21 protein-coding genes are annotated in these 18,604 nt (G+C 63.0%); 9 read left to right on the top strand and 12 right to left on the bottom strand.

Annotated elements, in window-relative coordinates:
* Window positions 1-128 precede the first annotated feature (128 nt).
* The 7 genes from cimA to cysS all read right to left on the bottom strand — a co-directional run bounded on the left by cimA (window position 129) and on the right by cysS (window position 6,404).
* Window positions 129-1,745: a citramalate synthase gene (gene cimA / locus NLY36_RS26600; protein ID WP_023684468.1), complete on the bottom strand. Its 1,617-nt coding sequence runs from the start codon at window positions 1,743-1,745 to the stop codon at window positions 129-131.
* A gap of 187 nt (window positions 1,746-1,932) precedes the next feature.
* Window positions 1,933-2,889 carry a prolyl aminopeptidase gene (gene pip, locus NLY36_RS26595; protein ID WP_023735501.1) on the bottom strand — a complete coding sequence of 319 codons (957 nt, stop codon included), beginning with the start codon at window positions 2,887-2,889 and terminating at the stop codon, window positions 1,933-1,935.
* Between the two features lie 8 nt (window positions 2,890-2,897).
* On the bottom strand, window positions 2,898-3,374 hold the full coding sequence (locus NLY36_RS26590; protein WP_023687309.1) for a GFA family protein: 477 nt from the start codon (window positions 3,372-3,374) through the stop codon (window positions 2,898-2,900).
* Window positions 3,371-3,877, bottom strand: a complete 507-nt coding sequence (locus tag NLY36_RS26585; RefSeq protein ID WP_023687308.1) for a GFA family protein — start codon at window positions 3,875-3,877, stop codon at window positions 3,371-3,373. Before NLY36_RS26585 ends, NLY36_RS26590 begins: the two co-directional genes overlap by 4 nt.
* A gap of 22 nt (window positions 3,878-3,899) precedes the next feature.
* Window positions 3,900-4,286 carry a VOC family protein gene (locus NLY36_RS26580; RefSeq protein WP_023673572.1) on the bottom strand — a complete coding sequence of 129 codons (387 nt, stop codon included), beginning with the start codon at window positions 4,284-4,286 and terminating at the stop codon, window positions 3,900-3,902.
* A complete protein-coding gene (locus tag NLY36_RS26575) occupies window positions 4,283-4,687 on the bottom strand; it encodes an endonuclease domain-containing protein (protein WP_023698663.1) in 405 nt (134 codons plus the stop codon). Before NLY36_RS26575 ends, NLY36_RS26580 begins: the two co-directional genes overlap by 4 nt.
* Before the next feature lie 283 nt (window positions 4,688-4,970).
* Window positions 4,971-6,404, bottom strand: a complete 1,434-nt coding sequence (gene cysS, locus NLY36_RS26570) for a cysteine--tRNA ligase (protein ID WP_023673570.1) — start codon at window positions 6,402-6,404, stop codon at window positions 4,971-4,973.
* Between the two features lie 390 nt (window positions 6,405-6,794).
* Here cysS and NLY36_RS26565 point away from each other — a divergent pair, with 390 nt between their 5' ends.
* Window positions 6,795-6,950, top strand: a complete 156-nt coding sequence (locus NLY36_RS26565; protein WP_023673568.1) for a hypothetical protein — start codon at window positions 6,795-6,797, stop codon at window positions 6,948-6,950.
* A gap of 138 nt (window positions 6,951-7,088) precedes the next feature.
* Here the strand turns inward: NLY36_RS26565 and NLY36_RS26560 are convergent, their stop codons facing one another.
* A complete protein-coding gene (locus tag NLY36_RS26560; protein ID WP_023698664.1) occupies window positions 7,089-7,847 on the bottom strand; it encodes an SOS response-associated peptidase in 759 nt (252 codons plus the stop codon).
* Between the two features lie 123 nt (window positions 7,848-7,970).
* Between NLY36_RS26560 and NLY36_RS26555 the strand changes: the two genes are divergently transcribed.
* The 4 genes from NLY36_RS26555 (at window position 7,971) to NLY36_RS26540 (ending at window position 10,318) form a co-directional block, all read left to right on the top strand.
* Entirely contained in the window at window positions 7,971-8,378 is a 408-nt protein-coding gene (locus NLY36_RS26555; protein WP_023698665.1) for an NUDIX hydrolase, read from the top strand.
* Window positions 8,379-8,445: 67 nt separating this feature from the next.
* Window positions 8,446-8,823 carry a TIGR02301 family protein gene (locus tag NLY36_RS26550; protein ID WP_023735502.1) on the top strand — a complete coding sequence of 126 codons (378 nt, stop codon included), beginning with the start codon at window positions 8,446-8,448 and terminating at the stop codon, window positions 8,821-8,823.
* Window positions 8,824-9,150: 327 nt separating this feature from the next.
* Window positions 9,151-9,408, top strand: coding sequence for a hypothetical protein (locus NLY36_RS26545; RefSeq protein ID WP_023673564.1), 258 nt, complete (start codon window positions 9,151-9,153; stop codon window positions 9,406-9,408).
* 106 nt (window positions 9,409-9,514) lie between these two features.
* Window positions 9,515-10,318: a hypothetical protein gene (locus NLY36_RS26540; protein WP_023735503.1), complete on the top strand. Its 804-nt coding sequence runs from the start codon at window positions 9,515-9,517 to the stop codon at window positions 10,316-10,318.
* 21 nt (window positions 10,319-10,339) lie between these two features.
* On the opposite strand, the gene NLY36_RS26535 is transcribed toward NLY36_RS26540, so the two are convergent.
* From NLY36_RS26535 to NLY36_RS26525, 3 genes are all read right to left on the bottom strand, one after another.
* Window positions 10,340-11,068, bottom strand: coding sequence for a nucleotidyl transferase AbiEii/AbiGii toxin family protein (locus NLY36_RS26535; RefSeq protein ID WP_023735504.1), 729 nt, complete (start codon window positions 11,066-11,068; stop codon window positions 10,340-10,342).
* 62 nt (window positions 11,069-11,130) lie between these two features.
* Entirely contained in the window at window positions 11,131-11,358 is a 228-nt protein-coding gene (locus NLY36_RS26530) for a hypothetical protein (RefSeq protein WP_027049982.1), read from the bottom strand.
* A gap of 54 nt (window positions 11,359-11,412) precedes the next feature.
* Window positions 11,413-12,744 (bottom strand): dihydroorotase, encoded by a 1,332-nt coding sequence (locus tag NLY36_RS26525; protein ID WP_023698668.1) that lies wholly within the window; start codon window positions 12,742-12,744, stop codon window positions 11,413-11,415.
* A gap of 82 nt (window positions 12,745-12,826) precedes the next feature.
* On the opposite strand from NLY36_RS26525, the gene ygfZ reads away from it, so the two are divergent.
* The 3 genes from ygfZ to NLY36_RS26510 all read left to right on the top strand — a co-directional run bounded on the left by ygfZ (window position 12,827) and on the right by NLY36_RS26510 (window position 16,525).
* Complete coding sequence (ygfZ, locus tag NLY36_RS26520; RefSeq protein WP_023735505.1) at window positions 12,827-13,687, top strand: CAF17-like 4Fe-4S cluster assembly/insertion protein YgfZ; 861 nt, start codon at window positions 12,827-12,829, stop codon at window positions 13,685-13,687.
* Entirely contained in the window at window positions 13,687-14,325 is a 639-nt protein-coding gene (locus NLY36_RS26515) for an HD domain-containing protein (RefSeq protein WP_023735506.1), read from the top strand. Before ygfZ ends, NLY36_RS26515 begins: the two co-directional genes overlap by 1 nt.
* Window positions 14,326-14,392: 67 nt before the next feature.
* Window positions 14,393-16,525: a putative bifunctional diguanylate cyclase/phosphodiesterase gene (locus NLY36_RS26510; RefSeq protein WP_023735507.1), complete on the top strand. Its 2,133-nt coding sequence runs from the start codon at window positions 14,393-14,395 to the stop codon at window positions 16,523-16,525.
* Here the strand turns inward: NLY36_RS26510 and NLY36_RS26505 are convergent.
* Window positions 16,494-17,342 carry an AraC family transcriptional regulator gene (locus NLY36_RS26505; protein WP_031194164.1) on the bottom strand — a complete coding sequence of 283 codons (849 nt, stop codon included), beginning with the start codon at window positions 17,340-17,342 and terminating at the stop codon, window positions 16,494-16,496. The genes NLY36_RS26510 and NLY36_RS26505 overlap by 32 nt on opposite strands.
* Window positions 17,343-17,433: 91 nt before the next feature.
* Between NLY36_RS26505 and NLY36_RS26500 the strand changes: the two genes are divergently transcribed.
* Window positions 17,434-18,600 carry an amidohydrolase gene (locus NLY36_RS26500; RefSeq protein WP_023735508.1) on the top strand — a complete coding sequence of 389 codons (1,167 nt, stop codon included), beginning with the start codon at window positions 17,434-17,436 and terminating at the stop codon, window positions 18,598-18,600.
* Window positions 18,601-18,604: the final 4 nt, after the last annotated feature.

The following is an 18,604-nucleotide window of genomic DNA, read 5'->3' as shown; positions in this document are numbered from 1 at the left end:
ATGGCCCAGTGGGCCATCCAAAACCATCGCAAAATTATGATGGATCAATGGACTTCCGCTGATGGCTCAAGGGGCGGCGCAAGTTCCTCGCCCCACTTCGGGGGCGAGGAAACCCACGTCTTGCAACCCTACTCCGCCGCCACCAATCCCGCCATGTCGCGGTTCTTCATCAGCTTGTAGACGATCGAATCCATCAGCGCCTGGAAAGAGGCGTCGATTATGTTTTCCGACACGCCGACCGTCCACCAGCGTGCGCCGGTGCCGTCATGCGATTCGATCAGGACGCGAGTGATCGCCTCGGTGCCGCCATTGAGGATACGCACCTTGAAATCGGCGAGCTCCATGTCGGCGATCTCGCTCTGGAATTTGCCGAGGTCCTTGCGCAACGCGATGTCGAGCGCGTTGACCGGGCCGTGGCCTTCGGCCACCGACATCTTCTCCTCGCCCTCGACCATCACCTTGACGATGGCTTCGGAGACCGTCTTCAACTGGCCGTTGGCATCGAAGCGGCGCTCGACCATGCAGCGGAACGAAGTGACGTTGAAGAACTCCGGCAGGCCGTGCAGCATTTTGCGCGCCAACAGCTCGAAGGAGGCATCGGCGCCCTCATAGGCGTAGCCCTCGGCCTCGCGCTCCTTGACCACCGAGATCAGCGCATCGAGACGATGGTCGTCTCTGGGCACATCGATGCCGCGCCGCTTCAGCTCGGCGAGGAAATTGGCCTTGCCGCCCTGGTCCGAAACCATAACGCGGCGGCGGTTGCCTACCGCCTCGGGCGGCACATGTTCATAGGTCGCCGGCTCCTTGGCCAGTGCGGAGGCATGGATGCCGGCCTTGGTGGCGAAGGCCGAGGCGCCAACATAGGGCGCCTGCGCTTCCGGAGCACGGTTCAGCAATTCGTCGAAGGCGCGGGAAAGCCGGGATATCCCGGTCAGCGCCTCGGCCGAGATGCCGGTTTCAAACCGATCGGCGAAGGCCGGCTTCAGCGCCAGCGTCGGTACGATCGAGACCAGATTGGCGTTGCCGCAGCGCTCGCCGATGCCGTTCAGCGTGCCTTGGATCTGGCGCACGCCGGCCTCGACGGCGGCGAGCGAATTGGCCACCGCTTGGCCGGTGTCGTCATGGGCATGGATGCCGAGATGGCCGCCCGGAATACCTGAAACAATGACCTTGTCGACGATGGCGCGCACTTCCGAGGGCTGCGTGCCACCATTGGTGTCGCACAACACCACCCAGCGCGCGCCGGCATCATAGGCGGTCCTGGCGCAGGCCAGTGCGTAGTCCGGATTGGCCTTGAAGCCGTCGAAGAAATGCTCGCAATCGACCATCGCTTCCTTGCCGGCGGCAACAGCTGCTTCGACCGACGCGTTGATCGAGTCGAGGTTTTCCTCATTGGTGCAGCCGAGCGCGACGCGGACATGATAGTCCCAGCTCTTGGCGACGAAGCAGATGGCGTCGGACTTGGACTGCACGAGCGCTGCCAGGCCCGGGTCGTTGGATGCCGACACGCCTGCCCGCTTGGTCATGCCGAAGGCGACGAACTTTGCCTTCGCCGTGCGCTTCTGCTGGAAGAAGGCGGTGTCGGTCGGATTGGCGCCGGGATAGCCGCCTTCGACATAGTCCATGCCGAACTCATCGAGCAGCTTGGCAATCGCGATCTTGTCCTCGACGGAAAAGTCGATGCCCGGCGTCTGCTGGCCATCGCGGAGGGTTGTGTCGAAGAGATAGAGGCGTTGTTTGGTCATTGTTCTGTTGGCGCGCGAGCACCCCCCTCTGGCCTGCCGGCCATCTCCCCCTCAAGGGGGAAGATCGGCAGCTTTAGCGTCGGTTCGTTTCCTGCAGCGATGAAGATTTGCGAAAGCGCCGATGACAGCCAATCTCCCCCCTTGAGGGGGAGATGTCCGGCAGGACAGAGGGGGGTGCCACGCGCTGTCATTTCCCCGCAAACCCATCCGTCGCGCGTATCAGCCGATCCAGAATCCCCGGCTCCGAATAGGAATGGCCGGCGCCTTCGATGAGGTGGAAATCCGCCTTCGGCCAGGCCTTGTGCAGGGCCCAGGCATAGCGCGCCGGGCACGGCATGTCGTAGCGGCCGTGGACGATTGTGCCGGGAATATCCGCGAGCTTATGGGCATCGCGCAGAAGCTGCCCCTCCTCCAGCCAGCCGGCGTGGACGAAATAGTGGTTCTCGATGCGGGCAAAGGCGATGGCGAAGTCGTCCTCGCCGAACTTGTCGCTGGTCTCCGGCTCCGGTAGCAGCGTGATCGTCTCACCTTCCCACAGGCTCCAGGCAAGGGCGGCTTCCAGCTGCGCCTTGCCATCGGCGCCGACCAACCGCCTGCGGTAAGCGGCCATCATGTCGCCGCGCTCGGCCTCAGGAATTGGCGCCAGGAAACGCTCCCATTTGTCGGGGAACATCTCGGAGACGCCGAACTGATAGTACCATTCGAGTTCGGCGCGGGTCAGCGTGTAGATGCCGCGCACGACAAGCTCGCTGACGCGATTAGGATGCGTCTCGGCATAGGCCAGCGCCAGCGTCGAGCCCCACGAGCCGCCGAACACCAGCCATTTTTCGAAGCCGCACATCTCACGCAGCCGCTCGATGTCGGCAACCAGGTGCCAGGTGGTGTTGGCCTCGAGCGAGGCGTTGGGTGTCGATTTCCCGCAGCCGCGCTGGTCGAACAGGATGACGTCGTAAAGCTTCGGGTCGAACAATTGCCGATGTTTTGGCGAGAAGCCGCCGCCGGGACCGCCATGCAGGAAAACGGCCGGCTTGGCGCCCCTGGTTCCGGAGCGCTCCCAGTAGATATGATGGCCGTCGCCGACATCGAGCATGCCGGACTCGTACGCCTCGATCTCTGGATAAAGAGTACGAAGTTCACTGTTCATTTCATTGCTCATATCTTCAGGCCGTGCGCGGGCCAGTCCGTGGTTTCGTGGTCGGGATGCTGGAAGGAGATGATCTGCTCCTGGCGGGAGTAGAAATCCGGATCCTGATGCATGGGCTGGTCAAAGATCGTTTCCACCCAAGGCAATCGGACCGCGTAGTTGACCTGGATCTGCGGCGCCAGATCGGAGCGGTCGTCGAAGGCGCCGATGGCGATCTCCAGTGCGCCAGGTTGGCGATAGGTCAGCGGTGTACCGCAGCGGGCACAGAAGCCGCGATCGATGTTGACCGACGACTGGAAATAGGTGGGCTCTTCGCGCATCCATTCGACGCCATCCTTGGGCACTGTCACCAGCGCGCCGAAAAACGAACCGAACTGTTTCTGGCACATGCGGCAATGGCAGATGGACGCCCGGCCGAGCTTGCCCTTGATGCGGAAACGCACGGCACCGCACTGGCAGCCGCCGGTTCGAACTTCATCGGTCATGATTTTCCCTCTGGCGGCCGGTGTTCGGTGTCCCATTGTTCGGTGTCATGGTCGGGATGCTGGTAGGAGACGAGCTCGGCGAGATAAGGCGCCGACGACATGTCGGCCATAGTGTCCTCGCCCGGCAATTGCGGGATGGTATCGACATAGGGAAGTTTTGCCTCCGTGCCCCACTGGATCAGCGGCACGATATCAGCCGGATTGTCGAAGGCGCCGATGGCGAGGCCGATGCCGTCGGGCGCGGTAAAGGTCAGCGGCGTGCCGCAATTGGCGCAAAAGCCGCGATCGACATGGCTGGACGAGGCGAAATATTTCGGTTCGCCGCGCGTCCAGTCGAGTTTGGCGCCACGCACCGAGACCAGGGGCGCGTAAAATGAGCCGAACGCCTTCTGGCACATGCGGCAATGGCAGATCGAGGCGTCACCCAGCGCACCCTCGACGCGAAAGCGCACCGCGCCGCACTGGCAGCCACCGGTGTAGATCGGCCGGTTGTCGAGGCTCATGGCGTCTCACTCCGTTTCATAGTCATTCGGGCGCATGGCAGACGGCCTCGACATTGTTGCCGTCGGGATCCAAGACGAAGGCGCCGTAATAGTCCGGGTGATAATGCGGGCGCAGCCCCGGCCCGCCATTGTCCTTGCCGCCGGCGGCGAGCGCCGCGGCATGGAAGGCGTCGACCTCGGCGCGGCTGCGCGCGGTGAAGGCGACGTGCTGATGGGTCCTCGGCTTGTCATCGCTGGCCTGCAGCCAGAACACCGGCCGGTCGCGGCCATAGCCACCGACCTTGGCGCCGCCGGTATATTCCAGTGGCACCATGTAGATCAGCGAGGCGCCAAGCGGCGCTATCGCCTGGTCATAAAAGGCTTTCGACGCGTCGAAGTCGGCGACATTGATGCCGAGATGGTCGATCATGAAACAAGCTCCTCCCTTGCTGGCGCCGGCACGTCGGCGCCGGCCAAGCCGGCCCCGATGACGATGTGCTGGCAGGCATTGTCGATATCGCGGATGACGTCGTCGTTCCAGAAGCGCAGGATGGTCCAGCCACTGGCACTCAATTGAGCGCTGCGTGCCTTGTCGCGTTCTGCATCTTCTACGTCGGCATGCTGACTGCCATCAATCTCGACTACGAGGTGGTGGGCCGAACAGGCGAAGTCGACAATGTAGGGTCCAATCGGTACCTGTCGGCGAAAGCTTATCCCCATCAGCCGGTGAGCCCGCAACTCATTCCACAGTTTCAGCTCGGCATCGGTCATGACGCGACGCATGGACTTTGCATTCTTGCGCTGACGCGATGGAACGAGGTCGTGACCCATGCTCAGGCCACTCCGCGCTGGCGATTAGCGAAAACCGAGGCGAGGGCTGATCTCCCCCCTTGCGGGGGAGATGTCCGGCAGGACAGAGGGGGGTGCTGTCCCGCCAGCGTCTCAACCGGCAGCCATTGCGTTCTCAGAAAGTGGCCGAAATGAAAGTGGGCAAGAAGGAACGCTGGCGTTCCTTCGCACCCCCCTCTGTCCTGCCGGACATCTCCCCCGCAAGGGGGGAGATTGGCTGTCGCTGCCGCCTTCGCCAATCTTACAACGGTGTCTCGCGCCACCCTCACCGCTTCACCTCCCACGTCGTCACGCGTTCGTTGGTGACAGGATCCTTGCCGTCCTTCAGCTGCACGCCTTGCTCCAGAAGCTCGTCGCGGATGCGGTCGGCCTCGGCCCAGTTTTTCGCTGCGATCAGTTCCAAGCGCTTGGCGATCGCCTTGGCGATCGCTGCCTCGTCGACCTTGGCCGCGCCGATATCGAAGCCGAGGAACGACAGCGATGCCTTCAGCGATGCGGCCGCTTCGTTGCCCTCCGCGGCCTCACCGGCAAGCTGCGTGAGCTGCTGGAAGGCGGCATAGGTGGCGAGGTCGTCAGACAGCGCCGCCACAACCTCCGCCGGAACTTGCCCTGCCGACGGGGAGAGATCGGCGGCGCGCTTCCATTTGCGCAGCGTATTCTCGGCCTCTTCCAGCTTGCGTACGGAAAAATCGATCGGCTCGCGGTAATGCGTCATCAGCATCGCCAGCCGCAGCACCTCGCCCGGCCATTTGCGGCCGCCGAAAGTGTCGGTTTCCAGCAGTTCGGCGATGGCGTAGAAATTGCCGACGCTCTTCGACATTTTCTGGCCCTCGACCTGCAGGAAGCCGTTGTGCATCCAGACATTGGCCATGACGTCGGTGCCGTGGGCGCAACGCGACTGGGCGATCTCGTTCTCATGGTGCGGGAAGATCAGGTCGAGGCCGCCGCCATGGATGTCGAAGACGTCGCCGAGATAGGCGGCCGACATGGCCGAGCACTCGATATGCCAACCGGGCCGGCCCCTGCCCCATGGGCTGTCCCAGCCGGGCTCCTCCGGTGACGACAATTTCCACAGCACGAAATCCCCTGGGCTCCTCTTGTGAGCGTCGACGGCAATTCGCGCACCGGCCTGCTGTTCGTCGAGATTGCGCTTCGACAGCTCGCCATAATCCGGCATCGAGGCGGTGTCGAACAGCACTTCGCCGGCGGCGACATAGGCGTGGCCGCGTTCGATCAAACGTTCGATGAGGGTGATCATGTCAACCTTGCCGTCGGCGCGGCGCGCGACGAACTCGGTGGCGCGTGGCTCGACCGTGGGCGGCAAGCAGCCGAGTGCGGTGACATCCTTGTGGTACTGATCGGCGGTTTTTTCGGTGACGCGGCGGATCGCCTCGTTGAGCGTCAGGCTTCCCGACGCGATCTCGGCGCCGAAATCGCGCAGCGCGCGGGCGTTTATCTTGTCGTCGACATCTGTGATGTTGCGCACATACGTGACACCAGCCTCGCCATAGAGGTGACGCAGCAAACGGAACAGCACGTCGAAGACGATCGCCGGACGCGCATTGCCGATGTGGGCAAAGTCGTAGACGGTTGGGCCGCAGACATACATGCGCACATTCGACGGGTCGATCGGGAGGAACACGTCCTTCGTCCGCGTTAGCGTGTTGTAGAGGCTGAGACCCTTCGATGCGTCAGACATGCGTGCCCTTCCGGCCCGTTAAGTTCTGGATGGAGTCTAACCTGTGCCAAGGCACAAATCGGCTCCAGCCTGCTGGCCGGGGCGTTTGTCCACTCTGGGGAAAGATGAGGCGAAAACGTCCGGACCAGCGCGAAGCTAGCCAATAATGCAAATGCCACAAATGGCGGAAAACGTTTTCATCGGCGGCTTTATCGCCTTGGCCGGTGTTGCCGTCAAGTCGCAACTTCCGGCAAAAGCGTCGCTGGATCATAGGTCAGGAGCCGCTGAAACATTTTATTAAACATGTCGGCACAGTCATGAAACATTCGCCGGCTAGTCCACCATAGGTCACGATTCGGTCAGATTCGGCCGGCAAACGCAGACACGGAAATGTTACCAGGGAAGAGATCGATGTCACGAACCAAGCAGGAATCGAGCCGCGCCAAGCAACCGGCGCTCGCCAACCACTACCGTGCGATCGGCCCGGCCGCGATCGTCGCCGCCCTTCTCCATACCGCGAAGAATAAAAAGCCGGCGCCGAAAATCACTTCGCCCCGCGCTGCCTGAACAGGCATCGTGCCGGCCGCCGACAAGGCGTGCGCCGGAACGGAAGGCTGAGGCGCCCATAGCGCGCCTGAAAACAACAGCTCTTCCTATTGAGCAGGTTCTTCCCGAAGACCGGACCTGGCTTCTTGGGAGCGCGCTCTAAAACAGCGTCATCTGACTGTCGTCCGCGCCGGGCTTCTGGCGCCTGACCTTGCCGGGCTCGACGATGCCCATGTCCTGTATCTCCGGCCCGGTGTTGGCGACCTTGTTGACGAGGTCGGAGACCGGAATTGCCTCGAAGAAATCGGGCAGCGCGGGTTTGAGCAGGTCGGCCACATCGCGCGGCTCGAGCGTGCGGCAGTCCAGCCAGCGGGCAAAATCTTCAGGCGCGATCACCACCGGCATCCGGTCATGGATATGGGCGATGCCGGCATTGGCGTTGATGGTAAGAATGGCGCCGGTGTCCATTTCCGAACCGCCCGGCTCGGCATAGGTTTCAATCAGCCCGGCAAAGGCGATCAACCCGCCATGCCTCGGCCGTATCCAGTAGGGCTGGCCCTTCTTGCCGCTGCCGGATTGCTGCCACTCATAGAAGCCGGAGGCCGGCACCAAGGCACGGCGATGGCGCATGGCGGCTTTGAACGAGGCTTTTTCAATAGCGCCTTCCGAACGCGCGTTGATGAGCAACGGAAATTCCCTGGTGTCCTTGACCCAGGTGGGGATCAGCCCCCAGCGCACCAGCATCGCCTGGCGATCCGGGAAATTCGAGCCCGGCATGCGCGGCGGTCCCGACAGCGCCATCAGCACCGGCTGCGTCGGCGCGATGTTGTAGCGGGCCGGAAAATCGTCCAGCTCCGCCAGGCCGAGCAAGGCGGCGGTCTGGTCGGGCGTCGCGGTCAGGGCAAAGCGTCCGCACATTGGCAAGCTCGATGAATTGATCCGATCGCGAACGTGGCGATGGAACCGGCGCTGCGCAACCGCTAAAGCTGCTCGCTGCCAGCCGGTCCACAGGGTGGGCCTCACATAAGCGAATCGATATCGATGAACGAGCAGCGCAAGACACTTCCCGCAGTCTCGGTCGCCGTCGTGCGCGGCAGGACGGTGCTGCTGGTCAAACGGGCGCGGCCGCCGTCGCAGGGGCTTTATGCCTTTCCCGGCGGCAAGGTCGAGCCCGGCGAGACGCTGCAAGAAGCAGCAGTGCGCGAATTGCTGGAGGAAACCGGGCTGCGGGCGCAGGACTATCGTCCGCTTCGCGACATCCACATCGACGGCAGCGGCGAGAATCACCCGGTCGACTATCTGCTGACCGTGTTCGGCGCCGTTTATGCCGGCGGCGAAGCGACGGCCAGCGACGATGCCGAGACCGCCGCCTTCTATAGTCTTGATGAAATGGCGACGCTGCCGCTCGCGGGTGACGTCATGGAGGTGGCTGAAGAGCTTTTGGCCTGAAGCAGGCCCATATCTGCCGCTCCGAGAATCGCCTTGCAGGCGACAAAATGTTTCGTCAGATAGACTTATGACCCGCGCCTCGCTGTTCCTTGCCGCATGCATCGCCACCGCCACGGCTTTTGCCGTGCAGCCGGCGCTGGCCGCCGAGTCGCCGTTCGAGCCCGGGCTGATGCGACTGGCCGAGGTGCTGGGGTCGCTGCATTTCCTGCGCAATCTGTGCGGCGAAAAGGGCGACCAGTGGCGCACCGAGATGGAAAAGCTGATCGATTCGGAAAATCCCGATCCGGAGCGGCGTGCCCGCTTCATCGCCAGCTTCAACCGCGGTTACCGTTCCTTCGACGGCACCTATACCCAATGCACGCCGTCAGCGACCGAAGCCATCAGCCGCTACATGAAGGAAGGCGAGACGCTGTCGCGCGACATCGCCTCGCGTTACGGCAACTGACGAGCGCCAGACGGCGTTTAGCTACGCCTTTTCGAGCACCCGCCTTGTATCCACGGCACGTTGATGCAATCTTGGTGTTGCACTTGCGCAACAGTATTAACGAAACGTTAGCGCGCGAATGCGGAATTAACTCAAACTGAAGGTTTTCATCCCGCTCACCGGTCTAATCGGCTAAGTTTGAATCGGACCGAACGCAGGCGACGAAGTTTGTAAAGATGATCAAAAAAATGTCGTATTTACAGATACTTAATTAGCCTGCGTGAGATAGGGGCAGCCCAAGCCGGATCCGACCCGTCGGACCGCCGCTTGAAAAGGTGGACATCGCAAATGGAACATGGCGTCAACGACATCGACGCGCTGGTCAGGGAAGAAAAGCGCCTGACCGCGGTGGAAAGCCATAGCGAGGCCTGGGCGGAAGGTCTGTCGGCCGGCATAGAACCTGAGATCATCGCCGAGGCAGCGCTTGAAACCGCGTTCGGCGAGATGCTGCGAGCCAATGGCGAAACCTCGGCCCTTGCCCTGCTCGATCGCATGCGTGAAAAGGTGATCGCCGGCGCCTTCGAGCCGGAGCGGTTTCGGCACTAGGCGTCGCGCGTCTCAGAGGGTGCACTGCCAGCTTACCGGTTCTTTGACGACGGCGAGTCGTTTGGGCATCATGCCTGAAGAGCCTAGGCCCGAGGAGAGGCAAGCGGTGAATTTTTCGATGTCAGGCCGGCCTCGCGGCGTGGCCCTCAGCATCTGGCTTGCCGCTTCCTGCGCCGCGGGTCCGCTGGCGTTTGTCCTGACCAGCAACCCTGCCTACGCGTTGAGCGAGATCAAGCGCGAGGAGCTTCCAGTTCCTGCCGGGCCACCAGCCAATGGTGAGACGGCGCCGTCTGAAAATTCAGTGCCAATGCCCGATCTGCCCGGCACGGCGCCACCGGCGGCCAGCCAGCCGAAATCGCCCACGGAGCCCGGACAAAGCCAACCGGAGGCCCCCGCCAACGATGGCGGCGTGGCCAACCCGCGTGCCGATCCAGAAGCGCCGGTGCCCGAAGTCGTCTACGACCTTTCCAAATTGCCGGAGCCCGTCAGGCGCATGCGCGATCTGATGGTCGAGGCCTGCGTCAGCGGCGACATCGAGAAGCTGCGGCCGCTGATCGGCAAGGGCGACACCATGACCCAATTGTCGCTGGGCGAAATCGAGGGCGACCCGATCGCGTTCCTGAAAGGGCTATCGGGCGACAAGGAAGGTCAGGAAATCCTCGCTATCCTGGAAGAGGTGCTCAATGCCGGCTATGTCCATGTAGACGTCGGCACACCGCAGGAACTCTATGTCTGGCCGTATTTCTTCGCCCTGCCGCTGGACAAGCTCAACGCCAGACAGCGGGTCGAACTGTTCAAGATCGTCACCGCCGGCGACTATGACGACATGAAGCAGTTCGGCGCCTACATCTTCTACCGCGTCGGCATCACGCCGGCCGGGCAGTGGACATTCTTCGTCGCCGGGGATTGAACGGCGATTCCCCTGGGATGGCTACTGGCTAGGGCTAGAGAGCTCGAGGCCTGTGTCAGGCCATATGCGGATACCTTCATTTCGAAGGGCCGAAATCGCTTCGACCGCCGCGTTGGGATCCATTTGCAGCACCTCGGCGGCATGCCGCAATTCTTCCTTGTCCCGCAGCCTGTTTACCACCCAAGCCACCTTGCGCTCGATATCCACGCCATAGGCCGCCTTCGCCTTGCCAACAGCGTCGCTCGGGATTTCCTTATAGATGCCAACCAGCACTCCAAGATCGATGGCATCGCGATATGCAATTGCACGGTCCTGACATCGATCCGCGTTCGCCAGCAACTTCTCGGCAAACATATCCGCCGGGACCAGGGCGGATATATTCAGATCGTCGTCGAAATGGCCTCGCAGTTTTATGCGGCCTTCGCGGATGACTTCAAACTTGATCGTTTGGCCTTTCAACCGCACGATCGTCCGCAAGCCATATTGATCGATCTGGAAGTCCCGAACAGCCTCGACCGGCTCAGGAAAGAATGCTCTGACGCCACGTTCGGCTGCGGAGGTCCGCAATTCGCGATAGCCATCACTGTCGGCACACAGGAAGTCCACATCCAGTGAGCGGCGATATTCCCCGAATTTCATAACGATCGCAGTGCCACCGCCGAACCAGCACTGGTTTGCGGTCAGGAAATGGCGATCCATCAACCCGAGCGCTTCGGCAATGATCTGGTGCTCGGGCCTCTTGAATTCCATCATGACGCTCGCGGTGTGTCCTGTTGATATTCCGGCTGCGAGGAACGATCAGGTGAGGGAAATCAGCCGGCGGTCAAGAGCACGCCGTGACCGAATTTGTCTGCCAAACTTTGGATAAGCATCTTCTCACGCACAGTAAGACGCTTTTGATCGACAAACCGCCAATTACGCTCATACAGCGCAAATGCCTCTTCGGCCGGAATCGGGCGTGCCGCATCGCGGTTCCAGGCGAGCGCCTGGAGCTCCGGAAACTCCGCAGGGACAATCATGGGCGCGATATCTGCGTTCATAATGCCCTTAACGTAGTGGATAGCGCTTAAAAAATCCAACGCAGCAAGAAACCGCTAAGCCGGCAGCGCCTCGGAAAACTCTACCGGCCTGCCCTGCCCGGGCGTGACGATCTCGCCTTCCCACATCACGCGACGACCGCGCACGATGGTGCCGATCGGCCAGCCGGTGACTTCCTTGCCGTCATAGGGCGTCCAGCCGGCCCTGGAGCCGGCTTGCGCATTGGTGATGGTCTCGCGCCGCTGGAGGTCGACAATGGTGAAATCGGCATCGTAGCCGGCGGCGATGCGGCCTTTCCTGGCCATGCCGAAGATGCGCTGCGGGCCGTGGCTGGAGAGGTCGACGAAGCGCTGCAGGGTCAGCAGGCCTGAATTGACATGGTCGAGCATGATCGGCACCAGCGTCTGCACCCCGGTCATGCCGGACGGCGAGGCCGGATAGGGCTTTGCCTTCTCGGCCGGCGTGTGCGGGGCGTGATCGGAGCCCAGCACGTCAATGATGCCTTGCGCAATGCCGTGCCAGACGCCGTCGCGATGGCGGGCCGCGCGAACCGGGGGATTCATCTGGATCAGCGTGCCCAGCCGCGCATAGTCGTCGGCGGCGAGTGTCAAATGGTGCGGCGTCGCCTCGCAGGTGGCGACATCCTTGTGCTGTTGGAGGAAGATGATTTCCTCGGCAGTGGAGATATGCAGCACATGGATGCGGGCGCGGGTGTTTCGCGCGATGCGCACCAGCCGCTCGGTACAGCGAAGCGCCGCGATCTCATCGCGCCAGACGGGATGCGATGACGGGTCGCCCTCGACGCGCAGGCCCAGGCGCTCGCGCAGCCGGAACTCGTCCTCCGAGTGAAAGGCGGCACGGCGGCGGGTGTTGCGCAGGATCGATGCGACACCCTCGTCGTCCTCGACTAGCAGGTCGCCGGTGGACGAGCCCATGAACACCTTTATCCCGGCAGCACCCGGCAGCCGCTCGAGCTCACCGACATCATCGGCATTCTCGCGCGTGCCGCCAACCCAGAAGGCGAAGTCGCAATGCATCCGGCTGGTGGCGCGGCGCACCTTGTCGGCAAGCGCCGCCTCGCTGGTGGTCAGCGGATTGGTGTTGGGCATTTCGAAGACGGCGGTGACCCCGCCCAGCACAGCCGCGCGCGAGCCCGTCTCCAGATCTTCCTTGTGCTCCAGCCCCGGCTCGCGAAAATGCACCTGACTGTCGACGACGCCTGGCAGGACGTGCAGCCCGCGACAGTCGATCGCTTCGCCGGCCGAAGCTTGGCGAAGATCGCCTACTGCGACGATGCGACCACCCCTAACGCCGACATCGCGCGCGGCTTCGCCATCATGGTTGACCACAGTGCCGCCTGTCAGGATGAGGTCGTAGGTGGTGGCCATGGGCGTTCGGTCTCTTGCGGGGGGAGTATCGTCGGCTTACGTAAAGGCCGACTGTTTTGCAAGATCAGGTTCTTTGCCGCCCATGCCTTTTGCCCTGTTCAAAGACCGCGCCCTCATTTCCGTGTCAGGCCCGGATGCCGAGCATTTTTTGCAGAATATCCTCACCACCGACCTCGACACGCTGGCCGTCGACGCGGCAAAGCCAGGTGCGCTGCTTTCGCCGCAAGGCAAGATCCTGTTCGATTTCCTGATCTCGCGTAGCGGCGAGAACGCATTCCGGCTGGATTGCCGTGCCGACATCGCAGACGATTTCCTGCGCCGGCTGATGCTTTACAAGCTGCGCGCCAAGGCCGAGATTGCCAGGCAGGATCAAGTGCTTGTGACGGTTGCGTGGGGCGATGATTCAAGCGCTTCACAGTCTGATTCAACGGTACTTGCCGATGCCCGCTTCCGCGAGGTGGCTGTGAGCCGCTCCTATGGCGGCGCATCCGTAGGTGGCGACCCGGCTGCGTGGCAGGCGCTCCGCATCGCCAACGGCATTGCCGAAAGCGGTTCCGATTATCAGCTCGGCGATGCCTTCCCTCAAGACGTGCTGCTCGACGAGACCGGCGGCGTCGGCTTCAAGAAAGGCTGCTATGTCGGCCAGGAAGTGGTCTCGCGCATGCAGCATCGCGGCACCGCCAGGCGGCGCGTGCTGATCGTTTCGGCCGACCATGCCTTGCCCGCGCCGGGCTCGGAGCTGACGGTTGCGGGGCGGCCGGTCGGCACGCTCGGCTCGACCGCGGGCACGGCCGGCCTCACCATTGCCCGCATCGACCGGGTCAAGGCGGCGCTCGACGCTGGCCAGCCGGTACTGGCCGGTGATGTCACCGTCTCGCTCGCCATCCCGGCCTGGGCGCAGTTCAGCTTTCCCAGGGAAGCCATCGGCGCGGAGGATGCCTGATGGCTGCCGATCGCGTCGGAGCGCCAACGCGCGCGTGGCAGCGCATGCTGTCGGGACGGCGGCTCGACCTGCTCGACCCCTCGCCGCTCGACATCGAAATCTCCGACATCGCCCACGGGCTTGCCCGCGTCGCCCGCTGGAACGGCCAGACCCGCGGCGATCACGCCTTTTCGGTTGCCCAGCATTCGCTGCTGGTCGAGGCGCTGTTCAGCGAGTTGCAGCCGGACGCCTCGGCCAACGCTCAGTTGGCAGCACTGCTGCATGACGCGCCGGAATATGTCATCGGCGACATGATCTCGCCGTTCAAATCGGTAATGGGCGGCTCCTACAAGGAGTGTGAGCTGCGTCTCCAGCGCGCCATCCATCAGCGCTTTTCGCTGCCGCCCGAACTCGGCGTCGGCTTGCGCAAGGAGATCAAGCGCGCCGACCAGATCGCCGCCTATTACGAGGCGACGCTGCTTGCCGGTTTCTCGACCGCGGAAGCAACCGAGTTCTTCGGCCGGCCGCGCGGGTTCAATGCCGACCGCTTCGACTTTAAGCCGCACTCGGTGACCTCGGCGCAAGCTGCCTTCCTCAAACGCTACGCAACGCTTGAAAAGCAACGCCAGGCAACGGTTGCCGTGCATTCGGCGCAGTGAACATACGCTAAATTAACCAGCGGTAACCACAGTACCGGGTTTCGATCACGGTCAGCAGGCACGCCTCATGTCCGTTGCGCACGTCAAGGGTGGTTCGCCCGTCCGCAGACGGGGAGCCGGAGGCGTCGCCGCGCCACGGCAGATCGCCGACGAACTGCGCCACCAGAACGAGCGCTTTTCGGCGGCCGTCGAGAATATGTCGCACGGGCTGTGCATGTTCGACGCCGACGAGCGGATGATCATCTGCAACGGCAACTATATCAGCATCTTCTCCCTCGACGCGAAGATCGTGCGGCCCGGCATCGCGTTCCTGGACATTCTAAAGCACAGCGTCGACATCGGTGTCGCCTCACAGAGCGCCGAAGACCTGTATGCCATCCGCAAGCCCTATATCGAGCGCGCGCAAGCCTCGACCTACGAGGAAATACTGTCGGACGGACGTATCGTTTCCATCACGCACCGGCCGCTGGCCTCAGGCGGCTGGGTGTCGATCTATGAGGACATTACGGAGCAAAGGCGGGCCGAGCAGGAACTGAAGGAGCAGCACCGCCGCTTCGATGCGGCGCTCGCCAACATGTCGCAAGGCCTGTTGATGTACGACGCCGAAGGCACGCTGATCGTGCGCAACCAGCGCTTCCTCGACCTCTACAAGGTCACGCCTGACGACTTCCCGCTCGGCATGAGCCAGCGCGCCCTGCTCGAACAGATGGTGCGACTGCGCATCTATCCGTCGATGGACATTGACGGCGAGATCGCCAACACCAGAGCCAGCCTGCAGGCCGGTGAGGAGCGTTCGACAGACCGCAGCCTTGCCGATGGCCGAACGCTGCTGGTTGCGCGCCGGCCGCTTGCCGGTGGCGGCTGGGTGGCGACCTTCGAAGACATCACCGAGCGCCGGCGCGCCGAAGAGCGCATGAGCCACCTTGCCCATTACGACACGCTGACCGACCTGCCCAACCGCTCGATGTTTCGCGAACGGCTCGACCAGGCGATGGCCGGCGATACACCGTTGGCGATCTTCTCGCTCGACCTCGATCGCTTCAAGGCCGTTAACGACACCTGGGGACACCCGGCCGGTGACTGGCTGCTGAAATGCGTGGCGGAGCGGTTGCGGCACAGCCTGCGCAGCGACACCGATGTGGTCGCCCGCCTCGGTGGCGACGAGTTCGCCATCCTGCAGTTCAATCCCAAAGGCGCCACCGATGCGGAACAACTGGCAAAACGCATCGTCGCTGTCGTCAGCCAGCCGTTTCGCGACAAGGGCCGCGACATGCATGTCGGCATCAGCCTTGGCATCGCGCTGTATCCCGGTGACGGCAAGGACGCCGACACGCTTTTGAAGAACGCCGACATGGCGCTTTACAGCGGCAAGAGCGAAGGCCGCAACGTCTACCGCTTTTTCGAGCCCGGCATGGATGCCTTGGTGCGGGCGCGCCTGGCGCTCGAAACCGATCTCGAGACGGCACTGAAACGGCGGGAGTTCGTGCTGGAGTTCCAGCCGATCACCAACATCGCGTCGGGCAAGATCGTCGGCGCCGAAGCGTTGATGCGGTGGAATTCACCGACGCGCGGCCTGGTGGCGCCCGACGATTTCATCGCGGCCGCCGAAGACAGCGGGCTGATCGTTCCGCTGGGCGAATGGGCGCTGAAACAGGCCTGCAGCGTGGCCGCCGGCTGGCCGCCTGGAATGCGCATCGCCGTCAATGTCTCGGCAGTGCAGATCAGAAGCGCCGACTTTGCCCGCAGCGTGATTTCGGCGCTGGCCGTTTCCGGCGTGCCGGCCAGCCGGCTCGAACTGGAAATCACCGAGACCGTGCTGATGGATGAGAGCGAGACGGTGCTGAAGACGCTGAGGCAGCTGCGCGAACTCGGTATCCGCATCGCGCTCGACGATTTCGGCACCGGCTATTCGTCGCTCGGCTATCTCAGGCGTTTTCCCGTCGACAAGATCAAGATCGACCGCTCCTTCATCCACGATATCGACAACAAGGACACGGCGGCGATCGTGCGCACGATCATCGGGCTTGGTGCCGAACTTGGCATCACCGTCACCGCCGAAGGCGTCGAGACCGAAGCGCAGCTCGACGTATTGCGCAAGGCTGGCTGCGTCGAGGTGCAGGGCTTTCTGATCGGCATGCCGTCAAAGGCCGCCGACATGGCTCGACTTCTCAAGACGAGGGCAGCGTCCCGGCGCGCCTGAACATCCCCGGCGTCATTCCATGCGCGGCGCGGAAGGTGCGCGAGAGATGGCTTTGGTCGGAGAAGCCGGCCGCAAAGGCGGCACCGGCGAGATCTGAACCTTGCCGGATCAGCAGATCGGCACGGCGCAGCCTGCGGTCACGGATGAAGGCAGCAGGGGTGAGACCCAGCACTTTCCTGAAATCGCGGATAACTTGAAAGCGCGTCACGCCTGCGGCTTCAGCGAGCCGCTGCAAATCGAGGTCCGAGTTCAGATGGTCTTCGATGACCTGTTCATAGACCCGGAGCCGGCTTTTCGATCCGAAGCTTTCGACCGCCTCGCGCCGCCGGCCGCCCCAATCGCCATGGCGCAGGATGAGCTTGCGCAAGGCGATCAGCATGGATGTTTCGGCGCTCGTGGCATCACCCGATGTCGAAGCCAAGTGCGCGACGCCTACTGCCTGGACGAGATCGGCATCATCGACGATCGCTTGCGAAAACAACGGCGGGCGATCCTGCCCGAGTTCGTCCGCGATCGCACCCATGAGCGAGGCCGACGGATAGAAGGTGCGGTAAGCCCAACCCTGGTCGGCACCCGCCTCGCCGTCATGCCATATCTCCGGATTGACGAGCAGAACCGTGCCCGACCGCGCGAGGACAGTCTCGTTGCCGATGCGGACCCGCTCGCACCCTTGCGTGATCAGGGCGACGACATAGGTCGGGTGCGTGTGCAGCTGGTAGCGATGCCGCGTGAAGCGCGCCTTGAGCATGCCAAGATCGCGAAAGCGCGGATGACGCCAGAACTGCGTCGTCTCCTGAGGCTGTTGAATTCCAGACACGGTCAATCCTGTTCAAGACGCTGCCGGCGCAAATCCTTTACGTGCTGGCATCGACAAGGCCGAATTTACGATAGCCGGCAAGGAGAGCGCAATGCTGCACAACGACCCCATCGCCGCCCTCACCCCGCAGGTGGTGGAATGGCGGCGTCACATCCACGCCAACCCCGAACTCGGTTTCCAAGAGTATGAGACCGCGCGCTTCGTCGCCGACAAGCTGCGCACCTTCGGGCTCGACGAGGTTCATGAAGGCAAAGGCGGCACCGGCGTGGTTGGCGTCCTCAGAGGACGACCAGGCGTGCGCGCCATCGGGCTTCGGGCTGAACTCGATGCCTTGCCCGTGCTGGAGAAGACAGGATTGCCATATGCGTCGAAGAAAGACGGCGTGATGCATGCCTGCGGCCACGACGGGCACATCGCGATGCTGCTCGGCGCCGCCAAGCTGCTCGCCGACAACAGAGCCTTCGACGGCACCGTCTGTTTCATCTTCCAGCCGGCGGAAGAAAATGAAGGCGGCGCCATGCGGATGATCGAGGACGGACTGTTCGAGCGCTTCCCCGTGGAAGCCGTCTACGCCGTCCACAACTGGCCGGGGCTGCCGCTCGGAAAGATCGCGGCCCGTGCCGGGTCGATGATGGCGGCCGTCGACACTTTCGAACTGAACTTTGAGGGGACCGGCGCGCATGCCGCCATGCCGCAGCTAGGCGACGATCCCGTGCTCGCGGCCGGCGCCTTCGTTCAAGCCGTGCAGCGCATCGTCAGCCGTTCGGTCGACCCGCAAATGGCGCTGGTCGTTTCGATCACCCAGATCCATGGCGGCAATGTCGGCAACATCGTGCCGGGCAAGGTCTGGCTGCAGGGAACCTGCCGCTTCTTCGAGCCAACTTTGTCGGACCATTGCGAAAGGCTGATCGGCGACATCGCGCAAGGCATTGCCTCGGCGCATGCACTCACCGCCAAGCTCGCCTACAAGAAAGGCTACCCGCCGCTGGTCAACACGTCGGCTGCCACTGACCGGGCCGTCCAGGCGGCAACCGCGGTTGCCGGCCGCGAGCAGGTCGAGACCGCATTCAACCCGAGCCTCGGCTGCGAGGATTTTGCCTACATGGTCCGCGAAGCCGGCGGCTGCTATGCCTGGGTCGGCGCAGGAGCGGTCAGACTGGGCGAAGGGCTGCACGGCGATCGCTATGTCTTCAACGACGCCATCGTCCCCACCGTGCTCCGCTATTTCGTCACGCTCGTTGAGCAGACGCTACGCTGACGGC

This window comes from Mesorhizobium sp. C399B (genome assembly GCF_030323185.1).
In the GTDB taxonomy this organism is placed as follows: domain Bacteria; phylum Pseudomonadota; class Alphaproteobacteria; order Rhizobiales; family Rhizobiaceae; genus Mesorhizobium.
This window is presented reverse-complemented; position numbering and strand designations above follow the sequence as displayed.

Excerpts from the sequence above, each read along its gene's own strand:
- cimA (WP_023684468.1), bottom strand. The coding sequence starts at position 1,745 with ATGACCAAACAACGCCTCTATCTCTTCGACACAACCCTCCGCGATGGC.
- pip (WP_023735501.1), bottom strand. The coding sequence starts at position 2,889 with ATGAACAGTGAACTTCGTACTCTTTATCCAGAGATCGAGGCGTACGAG.
- NLY36_RS26590 (WP_023687309.1), bottom strand. The coding sequence starts at position 3,374 with ATGACCGATGAAGTTCGAACCGGCGGCTGCCAGTGCGGTGCCGTGCGT.
- NLY36_RS26585 (WP_023687308.1), bottom strand. The coding sequence starts at position 3,877 with ATGAGCCTCGACAACCGGCCGATCTACACCGGTGGCTGCCAGTGCGGC.
- NLY36_RS26580 (WP_023673572.1), bottom strand. The coding sequence starts at position 4,286 with ATGATCGACCATCTCGGCATCAATGTCGCCGACTTCGACGCGTCGAAA.
- NLY36_RS26575 (WP_023698663.1), bottom strand. The coding sequence starts at position 4,687 with ATGGGTCACGACCTCGTTCCATCGCGTCAGCGCAAGAATGCAAAGTCC.
- cysS (WP_023673570.1), bottom strand. The coding sequence starts at position 6,404 with ATGTCTGACGCATCGAAGGGTCTCAGCCTCTACAACACGCTAACGCGG.
- NLY36_RS26565 (WP_023673568.1), top strand. The coding sequence starts at position 6,795 with ATGTCACGAACCAAGCAGGAATCGAGCCGCGCCAAGCAACCGGCGCTC.
- NLY36_RS26560 (WP_023698664.1), bottom strand. The coding sequence starts at position 7,847 with ATGTGCGGACGCTTTGCCCTGACCGCGACGCCCGACCAGACCGCCGCC.
- NLY36_RS26555 (WP_023698665.1), top strand. The coding sequence starts at position 7,971 with ATGAACGAGCAGCGCAAGACACTTCCCGCAGTCTCGGTCGCCGTCGTG.
- NLY36_RS26550 (WP_023735502.1), top strand. The coding sequence starts at position 8,446 with ATGACCCGCGCCTCGCTGTTCCTTGCCGCATGCATCGCCACCGCCACG.
- NLY36_RS26545 (WP_023673564.1), top strand. The coding sequence starts at position 9,151 with ATGGAACATGGCGTCAACGACATCGACGCGCTGGTCAGGGAAGAAAAG.
- NLY36_RS26535 (WP_023735504.1), bottom strand. The coding sequence starts at position 11,068 with ATGGAATTCAAGAGGCCCGAGCACCAGATCATTGCCGAAGCGCTCGGG.
- NLY36_RS26530 (WP_027049982.1), bottom strand. The coding sequence starts at position 11,358 with ATGAACGCAGATATCGCGCCCATGATTGTCCCTGCGGAGTTTCCGGAG.
- NLY36_RS26525 (WP_023698668.1), bottom strand. The coding sequence starts at position 12,744 with ATGGCCACCACCTACGACCTCATCCTGACAGGCGGCACTGTGGTCAAC.
- ygfZ (WP_023735505.1), top strand. The coding sequence starts at position 12,827 with ATGCCTTTTGCCCTGTTCAAAGACCGCGCCCTCATTTCCGTGTCAGGC.
- NLY36_RS26515 (WP_023735506.1), top strand. The coding sequence starts at position 13,687 with ATGGCTGCCGATCGCGTCGGAGCGCCAACGCGCGCGTGGCAGCGCATG.
- NLY36_RS26510 (WP_023735507.1), top strand. The coding sequence starts at position 14,393 with ATGTCCGTTGCGCACGTCAAGGGTGGTTCGCCCGTCCGCAGACGGGGA.
- NLY36_RS26500 (WP_023735508.1), top strand. The coding sequence starts at position 17,434 with ATGCTGCACAACGACCCCATCGCCGCCCTCACCCCGCAGGTGGTGGAA.